The organism is Nonomuraea sp. NPDC051191 (genome assembly GCF_044455665.1).
Lineage (GTDB): Bacteria > Actinomycetota > Actinomycetes > Streptosporangiales > Streptosporangiaceae > Nonomuraea.
This window is the reverse complement of sequence record NZ_JBITEZ010000019.1, coordinates 108183-128522: the sequence shown is the minus strand read 5'-3', so window position 1 is coordinate 128522 and position 20340 is coordinate 108183. Positions and strand designations below refer to the sequence as shown.

1 protein-coding gene is annotated in these 20340 nt (G+C 74.3%); it reads right to left on the bottom strand.

The window, feature by feature from the left end:
• Positions 1 to 2 precede the first annotated feature (2 nt).
• Positions 3 to 20336: an SDR family NAD(P)-dependent oxidoreductase gene (locus ACIA8R_RS42805; protein ID WP_397043332.1), complete on the bottom strand. Its 20334-nt coding sequence runs from the start codon at positions 20334 to 20336 to the stop codon at positions 3 to 5.
• Positions 20337 to 20340: the final 4 nt, after the last annotated feature.

Below are 20340 nucleotides of genomic sequence, written 5' to 3'. Positions count from 1 at the left end.
CGTCAATTCGTTTCATCATGGAACTCGCAGATCAGCCGGTTGACGTGGTCGGGGCTGGTGAGCTGGGGGAAGTGACCCGCGTCGGGGATCTCCTCGTAGCGTGAGTCGGGGATCATGGCGTGCAGCAGGTGCGCGGTCTTGGCCGGGATGACGGTGTCGTACCGGCCCTGGACGATCAGCGTGCGCGCCCGGATCTCGGCCAGCCGGTCGCCCAGGTCCGGGCGTTCGGCGAACACGTCCAGGTAGCGCAGGCCCACCTGCGGGGCCATGCTCTCCGCGCGCAGCAGCAGCCGCATCAGGCCGGCGCGCCGCTTGCGCAGCCGCTTCGATCCGCTGCCCTCGACGACCCGGTCGAAGTCCTGGGTGGCCACCACCTCCAGCTTGTCGATGTCGCCGACCCGGTTGCCGATGCGGCAGGAGCTGCCGATCAGGATCAGCGACTCGGTGTCGTCCGGGTGGTCGAGCGCGTACGTCAGGGCCACCAGCCCGCCGAACGACGCCCCGGCCACGTGCGCGGGGCCGCCCGCCACGTCGTGGCAGAGCCGGGCCAGGCCGCCGAGCGACAGGTCGGCGGCGGCGGTGGTCGCGCCGACGCCCGGATGGTGCACGGACGTCACCCGGTAGCGGTGGGCCAGGCCCTTGAACTGGGCGGCGTAGACGCCGGCGCCGATGTTGAACGGGTGCATGAGCAGCAGCGGCGGTCCCGAGCCTGCGCTGAACAGTTCGACGTCGCCGTCCGGGGTGGTGAGGATCTCCTGTTCGACGTCGGGGTTGTGCTCGCGCAGGATCGCCAGGTTGGGGTTGCCGGCGTCGCCGCGGCGGGCTCCGGGTCTGCCGCGGGTTCCCCGGGGGTTGTCGGCGGCTTCGGGGGTGGTGGGGGCCAGGAGGGCAGAGAGGCGGGCGGCGGCGTCCTTGGCGTCCTCGACGCTCAGGCCGACCGGCACCGCCAGGCGCACCACGCCCTCGCGGCCGAAGTGCGGAGCGCCCCTGATGCCCGTCTCCCGGAAGATCCGTACGTGGTCGGCGTCCTTGAGCAGCACGCAGTGACCCCCGGGCGGGCCCTCCAGCGGAACGCCCGCCTCCGACAGGCCCTGCCGCAGCGCCGCGACCGCGTCCCCCCGGGCGCGCACCTGCTCGGCCACCGTCTCGCGGTCCTCCAGCGCGGCCGCGATGATCCGGCGGTTGGCCAGGCCGACGTCCCTGCCCCAGGTCTCCAGCCGTTCGGCGACCCGCTCGCGCAGCGCGTCGTCGCGGGTGGCGAGCAGGCCGCCGAACGGCACCCCGAAGTCCTTGGACAGGCTGATCGTGGCGCTGTCGGCCAGTTCGAGGATCTCGCGGACGACCTCCCACACGTCCCGGCCGTCCGCGACCGCCACGGCGTTGTCCACCACGCGGGCGCCGTCGACCACCAGCGGGACGCCGTGCCGGGCCGCGGCCTCCTTGACCGCGCGCAGGTTCGCCAGCGACGTCGGCGCGCCGCCGGCCGCGTTGTTCCCGACCTCCACGCAGACGAACGACACCGGCTCGTCCCCGGCCAGCTCCGCCCGCAACGCCTCGACGTCGACCTCCGGGCCGCCGGGGAGCTCGACCGGCTTGAAGCCGTGGTCGGCCAGGTTCAGGAACCACGTCGGGAACAGGCCGTTGTGCAGCACGCGTCCCGGCCGGCCCGGCCAGGACCGGCACAGCAGCGCCTCGGCCGCCCGGCCGGAGCCCGTCGGGACGATGCAGGGGAACGGCAGGCCCGTGATCTCCGGGTCCGGGCGGGCGGCCGACCGGTCCGTCAGCCGTCGCAGCCGCTCGGCGATCCAGGGGGCGTCCAGCTCGGCCCACGAGTCGGTGATCAGGTCGGTGGTGACGTGGTGGGCGGGGACGCGGGCCGGCTCGCCGCCGTACCGGGCCAGCAGCTCGACCCGGGCGGGCTCGGCGTCGGCGGGCTCTTCGTTCGCAGACCCTTTTTCGGTGGGTTCGTTGTCGGTGGGGGTTGTGTCGGTGGGGGTTGTGTCGGTGGGGGTTGTGTCGGTGGCGGGGCGGAGGTCGGGGTCGGCGATCATGAGGATGATCTCCGACACCGGCGTGCGGTCCTCCCCTTCCGGCTGGCACAGGTAGATGGGGACGTTCACCGGCCGGAACTTGTTCTTGAACTGGAAGTTCCCCTCGCCGAATATCCCCGCCGACCGCAGCTCGTCCAGCGCCTGCCGCACGTCCGGGGCGGCGTTGGCCGACTCCTCCGTCTCCACGCCGAAGCTGGCGCCGAAGCTGAACATCGAGCATCCCTCGTCCACGAGCTGCTCGATGATCTGCACGATCGCGAACTCCAGCCCGCCGAGCGGCATGCCCTTGGGGTAGAACTCGACGTCCAGCAGGTATCCGTTCTCCGACGGGATCTTCGTGATGACGACCGCGTTGGCCACCTCGTCGTCCAGGTAGGTGACGAAGACCCGGTGCCTGCGGTCCAGGCGGCCCTCCTCGATCTCCCGCCGGACGACCGACACGTACGGGTTGACCATCTGCTTGCGACCGGCCCACTCGTCCACCAGCCCGGCCAGCCTGCGGTCCATCGCGGGGTCCTCGCCCGAGCGGTACTCGGCCGTCCGGCACTCGCCCGCCTTGCAGAAACGCCGGACCATGTACCGCAGGCGTTCCATCCGCCCGCCCTTCAGCGTGAAGGACCCCAGGTCCTCCAGCCGCTGCACGGCCCCGAACGGCGTCGCGCTGTACGGCTCCCCGCCCACCTCGCGCACCGGCAGGAGGGACAGGAAGTTGGGCCGCAGGCCGCGCGCCTTCGCGTAGGCGGTGTACTCCTCGACCAGCTCGTGGAAGTACTCCTCGGAACCGGCGTAGCTCCAGGCCAGCAGGTTGCCGGCGTTCTCGGAGACGTGCAGGTAGCCCTTCCTGGCCGAGCCGATGAAGGCCAGGGGCGCGATGTCACGTCCGGCCAGGCCGCCCTCCTTGGCGTGCCGGCGGTCGATGTCGGCCACCAGGTCGCGCAGGTCCGGGTGCCGGTGCAGGTCCCGCTTCAGCAGCACGGCCGGCTCGCCGTCGCGTGCCCGCGTCTCGTGCGTGGCGAACCCGTCCTGCTCCTGCGGGGGGTGCACGGACTCGACGCCGCGCTCGTCGTGCAGGTGCGCGGCCAGGTCGGCGAGCGTGGGATGGTCGAACAGGAGGGTCTTGCGCAGCGCGCCGACCTGCTTCTCCAGGACGCTCACCACGCGCAGCATCTCGAAGGAGGTGAGGCCGTTGTCGGCGAAGCTGCGGCGGGGGTCGAGCGGGCGCTCGGTGATCGCGCCCACCAGCTCCGCGAGCCGGCCCTCCAGGTCGGACGCCTCCTGTCGCGCGGGTTCCGGGGGCTTCCGTCGCGTGGATTCCGGAGCCTTGCGTTGTGCGGGTTCCGGGGCCTTGCGTCGCGCGGGGTCAGGGGCCGGTTTCCTGGTGGGCTTCGGGGCGGGGTCGGGTTCTCGGGTGGGGGCGGTGGATTCGGTGATGGCTGATTCCACGGCGCGGGCGAGCCGGTCCACCGTGTCGTACTCGTACAGCTCGGCTGCCTGGAGGTCGAGGGAGAAGGCGGTGTTGATCGCCTTGACCAGTTCCATCCGGAAGATGGAGTCGAGCCCCAGCTCCTCGAAGGGGGTGTCCACGTCCACGCCGTCGGGGTCGGCGTCCAGGATCGTGGAGAGCCGCTCGCGCAGCATCTCCTCGACCCCGGCGGGCCCTCCGGCGGGCCCTCCGGCGGGCCCTCCGGCGGGCGCGGCCGGCGTCTCGTCCGGCCGCGTGGCCTCCGTACGCGCGGCGGGGGCGGGCGCGTCCGGCGTCCTGCCGCCCTTGGCGGCGCGCAGGCGCACCTTCCCGTCGCTGGTCCGCCGCACGGCCCCGCCGTTCCGAGCGACGGGCGGCGCGGCCGGCCCGACGGTCCCGGCGTCCTGGACGGCGGGCGACTCGGGGGCGGTGAACCAGTGCTCGACGCGGGCGAAGGGCGGGCCGGGCAGCGAGACCCGCACCGGGCGCGGGCCCTGCCACAGCCCCTGCCAGTCCACCTCGCTGCCGGAGACCCACGCCTCGGCCAGGTCCTCCGGCCCGGTCCCCCACGGCGCCGGGGCGTCCCTGCGGGCGGTGCCCCTGTGCACGCCCGCCGGCTCGCCGCTCAGCGCCCGGACCGCCTGCTCGCGATCCGTGACCACCACGGCCATCCGTTCGGCCAGGTGGCGGCGTCCGTTCTGGAGGGTCCAGGCGATGCGGTCGAGGCCGATCTCCGGATGTTCCCGGATGTGACGGGCGACGTCCCGCGCGTACTCCTCCAGGGCTTCGCGGCGGCCCGCCGACAGGACCAGCACCCGCGGCTCCCCTGCCGTCTCCGCCGGGATCGGCTGCCGGTACGCCTCCAGCACCACGTGCGCGTTCGTGCCGCCGAAGCCGAACGAGCTCACCCCGGCCACCCGGTCCGCCCCGTCCCACGGCGTGAGCCGCGTGTTGATGGTGAACGGGCTCCCCTCCAGCCGCACGTACGGGTTGGGCCGCTCGTAGTGGATCGACGGCGGCAGGGCCCCGTGGCGCATGCAGAGCAGCACCTTGAGCAGCCCCGCGATGCCGGCCGCCGCCTCCAGATGGCCGATGTTGGTCTTCACCGTGGCCAGGGCGACGTGCGGGACGTCCGGCGCGGGCCGCCCCCGGTCGGCGTACAGGCGGGCGAACGCCTTCTTCATGCCCTCGATCTCGATCGGGTCGCCGAGCCTGGTGCCGGTGCCGTGCGCCTCGATGTAGGTGACGCGGGAGGGGTCGACGTCCGCCTTGCGGTATGCGTCGACCAGCACGCGCGCCTGCGCCTCGGGGTTGGGCGCGGTGAGCGAGCTGGCCCGTCCCCCGTGGTTGACCGCGCTGCCCCTGATCACGGCGAGGATCTGGTCGCCGTCCTCCAGCGCCGTCTTCAGCGGCTTGAGCAGGACGGCTCCGCAGCCCTCGCCCCGGCCGTAGCCGTCGGCGCGCTCGTCGAACGTCTTGCAGACGCCGTCCTCGCTGATCATGCCGGACTTGGCGAACGCGATGTAGAGCCCCGGGCTCAGCGTCAGGTTGACGCCGCCGGCGATGGCCGCGTCGCACTCGCCGTCCTCGATGGCGCGGACCGCGTGGTGCAGGGCGACGAGGGAGCTGGAGCAGGCGGTGTCGACCGCCTCGCTCGGGCCGCGCAGGTCCAGCAGGTGGGAGACGCGGTTGGCCAGGATGCAGTCGGCCACGCCGCTGGCCGTGTGGGCCTCGACCGGCACGCCGTACTCGCGCAGCAGGTCGTCGTAGTCGCACGCGGACACGCCCGCGAACAGGCCCGTCCTGGTGCCGGCCAGGTCGGCGGGGCGGTGGCCGGCGTCCTCGACGGCCCGCCAGACGGTCTGGAGGAACAGTCGCTGCTGCGGGTCCATCATCGCCGCCTCCTTGGGCGAGATGCCGAACAGCGCGGCGTCGAAGGAGCGGACGTCGTCGAGGAACCCGGCGCGGACGTTCGCCGTCTCGGGGTTCTCGCGCAGCTCGCGCCGGTCGTCGGGGACCGGGCGGGTGAGGTCGTGGCCCTCGGCGAGGTGGCGCCAGAAGTCGTCCAGGTCGGTGGAGCCGGGGAACAGGCCCGCCATGCCGACGATCGCGATCCCGCCCGTCACGGCCCTCTCCGTCACGGTGCTGTCTGTCGCGGTGCTGCCCGTCGCGGCCCTCTCTGTCGCGGTGCTGTCCGTCGTGGCCGGGGAGGTCCCGGCGCCGGGGGGTGGGGGCGTGGTCACGGTCTCCGGCGCCGGGCCTGGCTCGGCGTCCTCCTGCCGCGCGGCAGGGGCGGCGGGAGGTTCTTCGGCTGGCTTCTCGGGAGGGCTGGGTGAGGTGTGGGCGGCGGCGAGCTCGGCCGGGTGCTCGGCGAGCAGGTGCTCGCAGAACGTGGCCAGGTCGGTCGCCTCGAAGAGCACGGTCGGCAGCAGGTCCAGCTTGTACCGTTCGTTCACCTGGTCCACCAGCTCGGCCATGGAGATCGAGTCGAACCCCATGTCCATCAGCTCGGCGTCGAGGTCCACGTGCTCCTCGCCCACCAGCAGGAATCCGGCCGCCGCGCGGCGCAGCTCCGCCCGGACCGCCTCGGTCAGATCGTCGTCGGGCCCGGTCGTCTCCGGCGCGGACATGGGCTCACTCATCTCCATAACCTCGGATTCGGGGGTCGCGGGCGGCTGGGAGCGTTCGGGGGCGGGCTCGGAGGAGCCTTCGACGACGGCGAAGCTCGTCTCGGCCCCGGCCAGCCCTCTGGCGAAGGCGGTCAGACCGGCGGCGGTGCTCATCGGGACGCTGCCCCAGCGGCGTGCGAACAACCGGCGGGTGGCGTCGTCCACCTTCATGCCGCCCTCCTCCCACAGCGGCCAGCCGACGGCGAGCGTCCTGCCGTGCCCGAGCCGCTCGCGCAGCTCGGCGAAGTGGTTGAGGAAGGCGTTGGCGTAGGCGTAGTCGATCTGCCCGATGTTGCCGGTCTCGGCCGCCACCGACGAGAACAGCGCCAGGAAGTCCGGCGACTGCCCGCGCAGGGCCTCGTCGAGCAGGACGGTGCCGAGGATCTTGGGTCCCAGCACGGCCCGCGTGTCCTCGGGACGTTTGCGCACGGCCCGCGCGTCCAGGTGGATGCCGGCGGCGTGGATGACGCCGTGGAAGGGGCCGTACCGGTCGCACAGGTCGCGCAGGTCGGCGGCCGAGCAGACGTCGGCGCGCACGTACACGGCGGGCAGTCCGGCGATCCGGCGCGCGATGTCGTCGCCGGGGTCGGACCGGCCGGTCAGGACCAGCTTCGCCGCCCCGCGCTCGGCGAGGAAACGGGCGAACGCCAGCCCGATGGCCCCGGCGCCACCGGTGATCAGGTACGTGCCGTCCGGTCGGACGTCCAGCCCGGGTGGAGGCGGCTCGTACGGTTCCATGCCCTTCAGCAGGCGGGCGCCGTCGCGGTAGGCGACCTCGGAGACCCGCTGCTCGGGGGCGGTTCCGGCGGCGGGCGCGCGCAGCTCGGCCGCGACCTGCGCCGGGGTGGCGCCGGTGACGCACACGCCGCTGAATCCGGTGTGCTCCAGGGCCAGCGTTCTCAGGGCGGCGGCCAGGGCGGTGTGGTGAGGCTCGCCGGCCTGGACGGACACCACGACCCGGAGCGGGCCGCCGTCTCGCAGGACGGCTGTGGACGTCCGGAGCAGGGCCTCGAAGGCGGCGGTCCCGGGGAACGGGTCGGACGGGGCGATCACGATCGCGTCCGGGGCCCGGCCCAGGTCGCCGACCGAACGTCCGCCCCTTGCGGCGTCCGTCGGAGATGCGTCGCCGGGGTGGAGCCGGAGGCCGCCGAGTGCTTCGGCGAGCCGGTCGTCCTCGGTGAGCACCAGGAGCGCTTCCGGGGCCCGGGTTCCTTCGGGGAGCGGGGTGGGCGTCCAGAGGGGGCGCAGGTAGGTGCAACGCCCGTCAGCGGCTCCCGTCTCGCTCGGGGAGCCCTCTCCAGAGCCCGGCTCGGGGGCCGGACCGGCGGCCGTCGCGGACGTCAGCCCAGAGACGGGCTCCGGAGCAGGCGCGGCGGCCACCCCGGAGCCAGGCTCGGGGGTCGGCTCAGGGGTCCGAGCGGAGGTTGCCGTGGACAGGCTGGGGGTGGGGGTTTGGTCGGAGGTGGGGGTGGGGGTGGAGGTGGAGGTGGAGGTGGAGGTGGAGGTGGAGGTGGAGGTGGAGGTGGAGGTGGAGGGGAGCCAGTAGGGGCGGTGGTCGAAGGGGTAGGGCGGGAGGGTTACGCGGCGCGGGTGGGGGGCGGGCCATTTGCTGCCCCAGTTCACCCGGGCGCCCGCGACCCACCCCGCCCCGAGCCCCTCCGCGCCGTCCTCCGGCGGAGGCTGGTCGGCGCCGGTCTCCGCCGTCCCCACGAGGACGCCGTCCGCCTCGCCGTCGTCGGCGAAGGAACGCAGCCGGGCGGCGAGCTCGTCCAGGGTGGCTGCCCGGACGGCGAGCCGTTCGGGCAGCTCGGCCCGGCCCACCTGGGTGGTGTAGGCCAGTTCCGCCAGCCCGGCCCGTCCGCTCACCGCGACGTCGGCGACCCGGCCGGCCATGGCGCGGAGCTGGTCGCGGGTACGGGCCGACAGCAGGATCACCTGCTCGGCGGCGTCGGCGGGCTCGGACGGCGTCCCGGCGGTGGGCACGTACTCCTCCAGGACCACGTGCACGTTGGCCCCTCCGGCGCCGAACGAGCTGACCCCCGCGCGGCGCGGGAACGTCTCGCCGTCGAGGACGGGCCGCCGCCAGTCGGTCAGCCGGTCCGGCGGCCGGAAGGGGGACGCCGAGAAGTCGATCTTCGAGTTGGGCGTCTCCAGGTTCGCGCAGGGAGCCACCTGGCCGTGCTGGAACTGCAGCAGCACCTTCGTCAGCCCGGCGATGCCCGCCGCGCCCTCCAGGTGCCCGATGTTGGCCTTGACGGAGCCGACCAGCCGGTCCACGCCGTCCCCATCCCCGTTCCCGGCCTCGTTCCGGGGAACGTGGGAGGTGAAGGCTCTGGTCAGGCTGGCGATCTCGATGGGGTCGCCGAGGGCGGTGCCGGTGCCGTGCGCCTCGACGTAGGAGATGGTCCGGGGGTCCAGGCCCGCCCGCCGGACCGCCTCGGAGACCAGGTCGGCCTGCGCGCTCGGATTGGGCACGGTGTATCCGGCGGTCTTGCCCCCGGCGTTGGCGAAGGCGCCCTTGATGACGCCGTAGATCCGGTCGCCGTCCGCCTCGGCGTCGGCCAGGGGCTTGAGCAGCACCGCCCCGACGCCCTCCCCCGGTACGAACCCGTCCGCCGCCTCGTCGAACACCTTGCAGGCGCCGTCGGCGGCGAGCATGTTCAGCGAGCAGAGCGCGACGAAGTGGGCGGGGTGCAGGATCAGGTTGACGCCGCCCGCGATGGCCTGCGCGCACTCGCCGCGCCGCAGGCTCTCGCAGGCGAGCTGGAGGGCGGTCAGCGACGACGAGCAGGCCGAGTCGACGGCGAGGCTCGGCCCGCGCAGGTCGAAGAAGTACGACACCCGGTTGGCGATCGACCAGTACGCCGAGTGCGCCCCCGCGTACCTGCCGTCCGGCCAGCCCTCGGCCGCCGCCATGCGCCCGTAGGAGCCGTACATGGTGCCGACGAAGACGCCGGTGCTCGGCTGCCTGGTGTGCTCGCTCAGGTAGCCGGCGTCTTCGAGCAGGGTCCAGGCGGTCTCCAGGAACAGGCGTTCCTGCGGGTCGGTGATCTCGGCGTCGCGCGGCAGGATGCCGAAGAACGGCGCGTCGAACTGTTCCACGCCCTCGATGAAGCCGCCCCACTTGCTGTAGGTGCGCTGCTTGCGTCCGCGTTTGGGGTCGTACAGGGCGTCCAGGTCGAAGCGGTCCGCCTCGGTGATGCAGTTCGCGCCCTTCGCGAGGTTGCTCCAGAAGGCGTCCAGATCGGGGGAGGCCGGGTAGCGGCCGGTCATCGCGACCACGGCGATGTCGAGGGCCTGCGTGGCGGGCTCGCGTCGCGTCGCGGCCCGCGCCGGCTCCTCCCGCGCGGGCTGGTCTCCCAGGGCCGCGCGCAGGCGCTCGCCGTGCTCGCCCTCCAGGTACGCGGCCAGCTCCTCGATCGTCAGGTTCTCGAACAGGAGCGTGGACGGCAGCGGCCCGAGGTCCTGCTCGAACCGGTGGATGACGTTCTGGCTCACCAGCGAGTCGATGCCGAAGGTCTCGAACGTGGCGCGCTCGTCCAGGTCGGTCGTGCCGTACTTGAGCACCTCGGCGAACACCCGCTTGACGTAGTCGCGCGCGCCGGTGGCGGCGGTGGTGGGCGCCGTCTCGCCCACCAGGACGCACTGGTCGAGCTCCTCGACGGGCGTGCCGGGGATGCCGAGGGTGCGGGCGGGGGTGAGACCGGCCTCCCTGAACGCCCGCTGCCACTGGACCGCGCCGAGCAGCGGGCTGTGCGGCAGGCGCAGTTCCTCGTCCGTGAAGCGCCACCATCCCGGCGTCAGCCCGAACGTGAGGGTCAGGAAGTCGGCCGCCCTGGTCACCTCGTTGACCAGCAGCCGGCCGCCGGGACGCAGCAGCGCGGCGGCGTTGCGCAGCGTCCGGCCGACGTCGGCGGTGGCGTGCAGGACGTTCGTGGCCAGTACGACGTCGTAGGCCCCGGTCTCGAAGCCCTGCTCGGCCGGGTCGCGTTCCACGTCGAGGAGGGCGAGGACGAGGTCCGGGCGGCGTCCGGCGAACTCGCGCTCGCCCTGGCGCAGGAAACCGGCCGAGATGTCGGTGTAGGTGTACTCGACGTCCTGGCCTTCGAGGGCGTCCAGGACGAAACCGGTGCTGGCCCCCGTACCGGCCCCGATCTCCAGGACGCGGCGGGGGCCGCCGCGGGCGGCCTCCTCGGCGAGCAGGCGGTTGAAGTGGTCCGAGACCGCCTGCCCCTTGTAGACCTGCTCGACCAGGCTCATCGAGCCGCCGGGGAACAGCACCTCCATGGGGTCGCGCTCGCCCGCCAGCACGAAGGGCAGCGCCTCGACGCAGGCGGTCAGCAGCTTGACGTGCGGCTCCAGGTCGGGGAACCGGGCCAGCACCTCCTCCGGCGACGCCTCCCGCGCGGGCCGGTCCAGCAGGTCGAGGACGGCGGCACGCAGCCGCCGGCGGTCCTCGCGCACGTTCCCGACGGCCCTGACCCGGTCGGCCGACCGGCGCAGCAGCCCGCGGGCCAGCTCGTCCAGCTCGGCGAACGCCGCCCGCGCCCGCGCCAGCTCCCCTCCACCGCCGGTCCGGGAGTGCTCAGGAGTGAAGTCCGGGGTGCGGACGCCGATGTGGGCCAGGCCCTTCGCGTCCGCCTTGACGACGAGCGCCTGCCGCGCGCCCGACCTCAGGACGGACTCCAGCGCCGCCATGCCCTCCCCGGGCTCGATCGAGCCGATGCCCAGCTCGGCGAACCGGCCGTCGTAGCCGCCTCCGGAGACCGCGCCGACGCTCCCCCAGTAGCCCCAGTTGATCACGCTCACGGGCCGGTCGCGCAGGCTCAGCGCGTAGGCGTCCTCGAACGTGCCCGCGGCCGCGTAGTTCGCCTGCCCGCCCACCTCGACGAACGAGGCCGCGGACGAGAAGTAGGCCAGGAAGTCGAGCGGCAGGCCCGCCAGCGCCTCCGCGAAGACGGCGGCACCGGCGACCTTGGGCGAGAGCACCTGGGTGAACGCGTCGTCGTCCATGTTGGCGAGCGTCATGTCGCGCAGCACCAGAGCGGCGTGGAAGGCGCCGTGGAGCTCGCCGAACCGCTCCCGCGCGGCCTCGACGGCCCCGCCGAACGCGGTCCGGTCGGCCACGTCGGCCCGCAGGTACACGGCCCGCCCGCCGAGCGACTCGATCTCGGCGAGCTGCTCGCGGATCTCCTGAGTGATCGCCCGCCGTCCGACCAGCGCCAGCCGTGCTCCCACGGTGGCGGCCAGATGCCTGCTCAAGGTGCGTCCGAGCCCGCCGGTCCCGCCCACGATCAGGTACGCCCCGCCGTCCCGGTACGGCCCGTCGCCCTCGGCGGGCAGGGGCAGGGGTTCCAGGGTGCGGACGTGGCGGTGGCCGTCGCGGAGGGCGACCAGCTCGTCGGCGCAGCTCTCGGCGCGTACCAGGCGGGCGAGGTCGGCGGGCGGCCATGGCCCGGTGCCGACGTCGATGGTGGCGACCGTCCAGTGCGGGTGCTCGGCGGCCAGAGCCCTGGTCAGGCCGATCACGCCGGCCGCGTGCGGGACGATCTCCTCGTCCCCGGCCCGCACGGCTCCGGCGACGACCACCTTCACCGTGGGCGTCCACCCGCCCCGGCCTCGCTCGGAGAGCCGCTTGACCAGGCGGAAGACGTCGTGGGTGGTGGGGTCGTCGGCGGGCGGGCCGTCCGGGCCGGTCAGGGCGAGGACGTACACCGTGTCGTACCGTCCCTCCGGCGGGGCGGGCGGGGCCAGCGGCGCCAGGCGCCCGTCCTCGTGCTCGTCCAGCAGGGCACGGGCCAGCGGTTCGGCGGCCGGGGTGTGCAGGACGAGCGCCCGTCCGCCACCGGCCTCCGCGGAGGCGACGGCGGGTCGCGTCCTGTGCCAGACCGGGGCGAAGGTCATGCCCTCCGCCGACGGACGAGCCGGTCGGGCCGGTCGGGTCCGCAGGACGACCCCGCGGAACTCCGCCCTGACCTGCCCTTCGGCGTCGGCGAGGCGGACCGTGTAGCCGTCCCGGCCCTCGTCGGTGACGTGGGCGTAGGAGGGGCCGGTGATCGGGCCGTCCAGCTCGGCCGACTCCACGCTGAACGGCATCGCGGGCTCGCCGCCCTCGGGACGCAGCGCCGCGACGGTCTGGAGGGCGCCGTCCAGGAGCGCCTCCCAGCGAGCGCCGTCGCGCAGCACGCCGAGCGCCTCGCCGTCGCCGACGCGGACCTCGCGCAGCACCCGGAACCCGGGCCCGTAGTGGAGCCCGGCACGGTCGAAGGCGCGGTAGAGGTCGTCGGCCGGTCGACTGTCCGCGCAGCGCGCCCCGATCGCCGCGACGTCCAGCGGGCGCAGTGCGCCGTCGCCGGTCCGCAGGGTGCCGCGCGCGTGCCCGTCCAGCTCGAAGCCGCCGTCGTCGTGGACGACCACGTCCAGGGGACGGGCCTCGCGCACCTCGAACGGGCGCAGCCACCGTACCCGCTCGAACCGCACCGGACCGGACAGTCCGCCGCGCTCGGCGGCGATCGTCATGAAGGCCACGCCGGGCAGCACGGGGGTGTCGCCGATCCGGTGGTCGGCGACCAGCAGGTCGTCGGGGCGGATCCGCGTGTCTCCGGTGGGCGGGGTCGGGTGGCCGTCGCGGCCCACCCAGTGGCGCCGGTCGTCCGCGAACGGGTGTCCGGGCAGCGGCACCCGCCGTCCGCCCGCCGTCAGGTCGTCCCAGTCGTCCCAGGAGAGGTCGTCGCCGCCGGTGTACCGCGCGGCGAGGCGTCCCGCCTCGCCGGATGCCGGGCGGGCGCCGTCGCGCAACTGGCCGCGCAGGTCCGCGAGATCCCCGGCGACGTACGCGCACCGGGCCCCCGCCAGGTGCGCCCGGCCCACGGCGAGCGTACGGGCGACGTCGCGCACGTCCAGCTCCGGGTGGGCGTCGAGGTGGCCGGCCAGGCCGGTGCGCAGCCGCGCCAAGGTGCTCTCGTCCGGGGCCGACAGGGGCACGACGACGTCCTCGCGCCCGCCGGCACGCGGTTCGCGGGAGGGCGCCTCGGCGACCACGACGTGGCAGTTCGTCCCGCTGAAGCCGAAGCTGCTCACGGCCGCCACCCGCTCCCGCGAGCCGCCGGCCGTCCAGGGCGACAGCTCGGTGACCACTTCGAGCGCACCGTCCGCGAAGTCGATCTTCGGGTTGCCGCGGGTGAACCCCGGTGACGGCGGCAGCTGCCGGTGCCGCAACGCCAGCAGCGTCTTGAGCAGCCCGCCGATCCCGGCCGCCATGGTGGTGTGGCCCACGTTCGCCTTGAGCGACCCGATGCGGCACGGGCGCTCCCGGTCCGCGCCGAACACCTTCGCCAGTGCCTTGACCTCGATCGGGTCGCCCAACTCCGTCCCGGTGCCGTGCGTCTCGACGTAGTCGACCGCGCCGGGGCCGATCCCGGCCCGCCGGTGCACCTCGGTGAGCAGTTCTGCCTGGGAGGAGGCGCTGGGGGCGGTGATGCCGTTGCTCGCGCCGTCGCCGTTGACGCCGCTGGCCCGGATGACGCCGTGGACGTGGTCGCCGTCCGCCAGCGCCCGGTCCAGGCGCTTCAGCACGACCACGCCGACGCCCTCGCCCAGCACGATGCCGTCGGCCGACTCGTCGAAGGGCGCGCACGTTCCGGTGGGCGAGAGCATCCCGGCCTTGCTGCACCAGATGTGCATCCTCGGGGTGTTCATCACCGCCACCCCACCCGCGATCGCCGCCTCGCACTCGCCGCGCCGGATGCTCTCGCAGGCCAGGTGCACGGCCACCAGCGAGGACGAGCACGCGGTGTCCACGGCCATGGTCGGCCCGCCGAAGTCCAGCAGGTACGCGATCCGCGCGGGCAGCACCGACGAGGCGTTGCCGAGGAAGGCGTGCCCGGTGTCGTCGCGGCCGGCCGCCGCGAGCAGGCTCGCGTAGTCGCCGGCGCCGCAGCCGACGAAGCAGCCCCACGGTCTGCGGCCGGACCTGCCCGCGTAACCGGCGTCCTCCAGGGCGTGCCACGCCTCCTGGAGGAACAGCCGCTGCTGCGGGTCCATCGTCTCGGCCTCCAGCGGCGAGATGTTGAAGAAGCCCGCGTCGAAGGCGTCGACATCGGTCAGCATGGCGGCCCATTTGCTGTACGTCCGGCCGGGCGCCATGCGGTCGGCGTCGTACACCCGCGAGACGTCGAACCGCTCGGGCGGGACCTCGCGGATGCTGCACCGGCCGTCCGCCAGGTTCCGCCAGAACGCCTGGAGGTCGGGCGCGTCGGGGTAGCGTCCGGCCATGCCGATGACGGCGATGTCCTCCTCGCGGGCGGCGGGCTTCTCGGGCTTCCCGGTGGGCCGCACCGCCTCCAGGGTGATCGTGCCGGTGCGCTCGGGGGGCTCCTCCGCCACGGGTTCCGGCTTCGCGCGGTCGCCGTCGAGCGAGGGCAGCCGGACCCGTCCCGCCTGGTCCGGGGTGGGTTGCTCGGGGACCAGAGGGCGCTCCTGCGGGGTCTCCTGTTCGGGGGCCGGACGCGGTGGGGGCACGGTGAGGCGGTCGGCGGCCACGGCGTCCCGGACGGCCTCCACCAGCGCGGGGACGGTCGGATGGTCGTAGACGGCGACGGAGTCCAGGTCCAGCCCGAAGCTGCGGTTCAGGTCCCGGACGATCTCCACGGCCCCGATCGAGTCCAGCCCCATCTCGCTGAAGCTCAGCGAGTCGTCCACCTCGTGGGCCTGGAGGTAGAGGTGGCTCATGAGGGTGCCCTCGATGACCCGCCGCACCTCCCCCGGCTCGGGGCCGCCCTCGGGGGCCGCCGGGTCGGCAGGCGTGGCCGGGCCGGCAGGCGTGGCCGGTTCGGCAGGCGTGGCCGGTTCGGCAGGCGTGGCCGGGTCGGCGACTGCGGCCTTGGGGGGCGCCGGTTCGGCGGGGGTGGTCGGTTCGGTGGGTGCGGCCTCGGGGGTGGCGGCCTTCGAGGGGGCGCCCTTGAAGGTGTCCACCTTGGCGAAGTAGTCGTCGACCCGGGCCAGCGACTCCTGCCCGAGCACGCGCTCGTGCATCCCCGACTCCCCCGCGATGACGCCGGGCAGCCGGTCGAGCACCCGTCCGGCCAGCTCGGACTTGAGCGCCCGCAGGGCGGGCAGCGGCAGCGCGGCGATCGAGCGGGCGTGCCTGAGCGCCGCCTTCAGCACGGCGGCCTGCGGCAGGACGGTCACCCCCGCCCCCCGCCGGGCCAGCTCCTCACCCGTGACGGAACGGCCGGTGTAGAGCATCTCGTGCGCCGCCGACCGGCCGAGCCGCTCTTCGAGGATGTACGTCGCGCCCATCCCCGGCGTGAAGCCGAACTTCATGAAGTTGGCGCTGTAGACCCCTTCGGCCGCCATGACGACGAGGTCGGCGAACAGCCCGAAGGCCAGCCCGCCGCCCGACGCGTGCCCCTGGACGGCGGCGATGACCGGCCGGTCGCACCGCAGCAGGCCCTCGTACAGGAAGGGCACGTCCGTGAAGCGACCCTGGCCGCCGGCGAGCGTGCGCAGCGCCTCCGGGGTGGCGCCCATGCTGAAGACGTTGCCGCTGCCGGTGAGCACGACCGCCTTGACGTCCTCGCGCCGGGCGATCTCGGCGAACGCGGCCTGGAGGTCGTCGATGAGCTCCCGGGTGAACATGGACGCCCCGGACCCCATCACCACCAGCGCCACCCCTTCGGGCAGCACCTCGAACCGCACCCCTTCGCCGTCCGGCACGAGCTCCACGGCCTCCTCCTCCGGCATGTCCACGGCGAGCGGTCCGACGGGCGTGATGGCGGGAGTGTCCAGCGAGGGCGAGGTGGCGGGCGCTTCCACAGCGGGTGTGGCGCCCAGGGGCGCGGCAGGCGTGGTGGAGCGTTGCCAGCGGCCGAGCCAGCAGCTCTCCTCCTGGAACGGGTAGACCGGCGCAGGCATCAGCCGCCCGCCGTCGTGGCACTCGCGCCACGGCACCTCGGCTCCCGAGGCCCAGGCCGCCGCCACCTCCTCCAGCCGTCCGGCCCGGAACAGCCGGACGCAGTCGTCCGCCGACGGCGTCCCGTCCCCGCCGCCGGTCGAGGAGCCGGTCGAGGAGCCGGTCGAGGAGCCGGTGAAGGAGCCTGGGCCGGGGGTCTCGCCTCGCGCGTACGCCTCCAGCCCGGCCCGCAGCCCGGCCAGGTCGTCCACGACGAGCGCCAGCCGCTCCGCCATGCCGGTACGTCCGACCTGCGAGGTGTAGGCGAGGTCGGCCAGGTCCGTTCCGGGGTCGGCCAGGTCGGCGACGGTGTCGTCCAGCGAGAGCCCGTGCCCGAGCTGGATCAGCGCGGCCGGGTCGAGGCCGAGGTCGCCCAGCGAGTCGGCCGGGTCGAGCTGGTCGGCGGGGATGCCGAGCAGCGCGGCCACCCGTTCCGCGCCGCCCGGGGACCGTCCCTCCGACGGGAACCCCGGAGAATCGGCCTCCGCCAGGAAGCCGGTCCAGGCGCGGGCGTAGTCGCGCAGCGCCTCCGGCGTACGGGCGGAGAGCACGAACAGGCAGGGCCCGCCCGCGCCCGGCCCGGGGGCGGGCTCCGGGGCCTCCTCGACCAGGACGTGCGCGTTCGTGCCGCCCGCGCCGAACGCGCTGACCCCGGCCCGCCGGGGCGTGCCGGCGGCGACGGGCCAGGGTTCCAGCGCGCGCTGCACGTGGAAGGGCGTGGCGTCGAAGTCGATCTTCGGGTTCAGCTCCTCCGCGTGCAGGGACGGCACCAGCCGCCCGTGCCGGAGCTGGAGCAGCACCTTGGTGAGCCCGGCGATCCCGGCGGCGCCCTCCAGGTGGCCGATGTTGGACTTGACCGAGCCGATCGCGCAGTCCGCGTCCTGCGGCAGGGCCTGGCGCATGCCCTCGACCTCGATCGGGTCGCCGAGCGAGGTGCCGGTGCCGTGCGCCTCGATGTAGCCGATGCTCGCCGGATCCCAGCCGGACCTGCGGATCGCCGTGCCGATGAGCGCGGCCTGCGAGCGCGGGCTCGGGACCGTGGCCCCGCTCGTCCTGCCGGTGTGGTTGACGGCGGTGGCGGCGATGACGCCGTAGATGTGGTCGCCGTCCGCCCTGGCCCGCGAGAGCGGCCTGAGCAGGACGGCCCCGACGCCCTCGCCGGGGACGTACCCGCTGCCGCCCGCGCCGAAGGCGCGGCACCGGCCGTCCTCCGACAGCCAGTGTCCCTGGGCGAGCTGCAGGTACTTCTGCGGATGGACGGTCGCGTTCACGCCGCCGGCCAGGGCGAGGTCGCACTCGCCGCGCCGCAGGCTCTCGACGGCCAGGTGCACGGCGGTCAGCGAGGAGGAGCAGGCGGTGTCCAGCGCGATGCTCGGGCCGTGGAGGTCGAGGGTGTAGGAGACGCGGTTGGCGATGGAGGCGTGCATGGCCGTGGGGGCGACGCCGCCCTCCCCGCCCTCGACGAGCTGGTAGTGGTTCCACATGACGCCCGCGAACACGCCGACGCTGTGCGCCGACAGCGACTCCGGCGGGTGGCCGGCGTCCTCCAGGGCGTGCCAGCAGGTCTGGAGGAACAGCCGTTCCTGCGGGTCCATGCGTTCGGCGTCGCGGCGGGAGATGCCGAAGAAGGCGGGGTCGAAGCGGTCGACGCCGTCGAGGAAGCCGCCCCATTTGCCGTACGTCCTGCCCCGGGCGCCCTTCTCGGGGTCGTAGATCTCATCGTGGTTCCAGCGGCCGTCCGGGATCTCCTCGATGCAGTCGCGTCCCTCGGCCAGGTTGCGCCAGAAGGTGCGCAGGTCGGGGGCCTGGGGGTAGCGCCCGGCCAGCCCGACCACCGCGATGGGCTCCTCGACGCGTGCTTCCCGCTCCTCGGTGTACGCCACGGAAGACGCAGGCCGGGGGGCCGGTCGCGGTGGCGCGGCGGGCAGCAGGTCCGGGATGCGGCCGGGGTCGCCGTGCAGCACCGTCAGGACGTCCCCGGTCCCGCTCAGGGCGCGGTCGAGCACGTCGAGGGCGGCCTCGGTGGGCAGCGGGACCATCCCGGTGGCCGTACGGGAGCGCTCGACCGTCTCCGGCCCGACCCGCATCCCGCCCTCGGCCCAGTACGGCCACGCGACCGCCAGGGTCCGGCCCGGCCGGTCCCCCCGGGCCGCCCGCCGGCGCGCGAACTCCTCCAGGTACGCGTTGGCGAACGCGTAGTCGGCCTGCCCCGGGTTGGCCAGGGACGCCGACACCGACGAGAACACCACGAAATAGTCCAGGTCGTCGTCCTTGGTGGCGGCGTCCAGGTGGCGGGCGCTGAGGGCCTTGGCCGCCACCACGGCCTCGATGTCGGCGGCCCGCTTGCCCGGGTAGAGCCCGTCGCGGTTGACCCCCGCGCAGTGGAAGACGCCGTCGATGCGGCCGTGGCGCTCCCGGACCGTGGCGAGGGCGCGTTCGACCTGGTCCGGGTCGGTCAGGTCGGCGGAGATCTCCGCGTTCCTGCTGACGGGCACGGCCCTGGCCTGGTGGCGGCGTTCCAGGTGCTCGGCGAGGACGCGGCCGATCCCACCCGTCCCGCCGGCGATCACGTACACGCCGCCCTTCCTGACCGGGACGGCTCCGCCGCCCTCGGAGGGCTCGGCCGGGAGCCAGCGGCGCACCAGGCGTTCGCCCCGCCGGTAGCGGATCTCGGGCTCGGCGGAGGCGTCCCGCAGCGGGTCGGCCTGGGCTGAGGTGGGGGCGGCGGCGGTGTCCAGGCGGATGCTGCGGCAGCGGATCAGCGGGGTCTCGGCGGTGATCGTCCGGGCCAGCGCGCCGACGGCCTCGTGGGCGGGGTCGTCGCCGGTGTGCGCGTACGTGAGGGTGACCGGTCGCTCCGGCTTCGCGTCGAGGACGGCCTTCGCGGTCTCCCAGACGGCCAGGCACGGGTCGGCGGGCTCTCCAGGCGTGGCCCGGATGAGGAGGTGCCGGGAGCCGTCGTACCGGGCGCCGGGGGTGATCTCGCGGTACTCGCCGGGGTCGTCGCCGTCCTGCGGCAGCGGCACCCAGACGTCGCGGAAGCACAACGTCTCGCCCGGCCCCGACGCCGGCTCCGGCGATGGCTCCGGCTGTTCCAGGGTGAGGTCGTAGGCGGAGGAGAGGTGGGCGGCGAGGCTGTCGATGTCGCCGTACTCGAAGAGCAGCGTCGGGTAGAGCCGCCGCCCGACGATCTTCTCCAGCCGCTCGCCGATGTCCACGAGCGTGACGGAGTCCAGGCCGAGGTCGTAGAAGCCGGTGCCGGTGGGCACGTCGCCGGGCGAGCGGCCGAGCGGCCCGGCCACGAGCTCGCGCAGGCGTCCGACCAGGTCGCCGGAGCCGTTGCGGCCGGTGGCGGGCGGCTCCGGACGTCCGGGGTCGCCGAGCAGCCGCTCGATCAGCCGGGGCGACCTGATGCGCTTGCACGACAGCCCGCCGAACCCGGCGACGAAGTGTCCCCGCTCGTCATAGAGGCCGAAGTCGTTGGTGATCACGTCGCCGGACGGCGCGATGGTCTCCGGACTCGGCGCGTACACGTGGAAGGCCGCGTCGAGCCGCCGGGGCGCGCGGAACTCGGCGATGTAGACGGGGATGAACGGCTCCTGCCCCGACGCCTGGGTCTGGCCCAGCCCGGCGAGCGTGGCCGCGTCCAGGCGGGCGGGGTGCAGGTGGAAGCCTTCGTGGCCGGGGGCGGGCGACTCCTGCCGCAGCTCGGCGAGCAGGTAGCCGTCGCCGTGGTGCAGCCGGCCGGTGCACTTCATGGGCTCGCCGTGGCTGATGTCCTCGGCCCTGGCGCGGGCGTACAGGTCCTCCATGTCGCCCTGCCGCCGCGCGCCCCGGCGGAGGGCGTCCAGGTCGATCGGGGCGGGCGCGGGGGTGCTCGGCGTGCCCACCTTGCCGGTGAGGTTGCGCCGCCAGTCGGACAGCGGCTGCCCGTCCCTGCTCCAGCGGCTCTCCGCCCGCACGTCCTCGCCCTCGACGGTGACGCGGATCTCGCGGTCGGCCTCCGGCTTGGTGACGATCGCCTCGGTGAACAGCACCTCGCGCAGGACGATCTCACCGGGGTCGCGCCCGGTCGCCATCAGCGTGCGGAACACGAGATCGAGGAACGTCACCCCGGGCATCACGGAAACGTCGTGCACCCGGTGGTTCCGCATGATGAAGTCGGTGTGCTTCAGCGTGGTGTGACACTCGATCGCGGGCATGGAG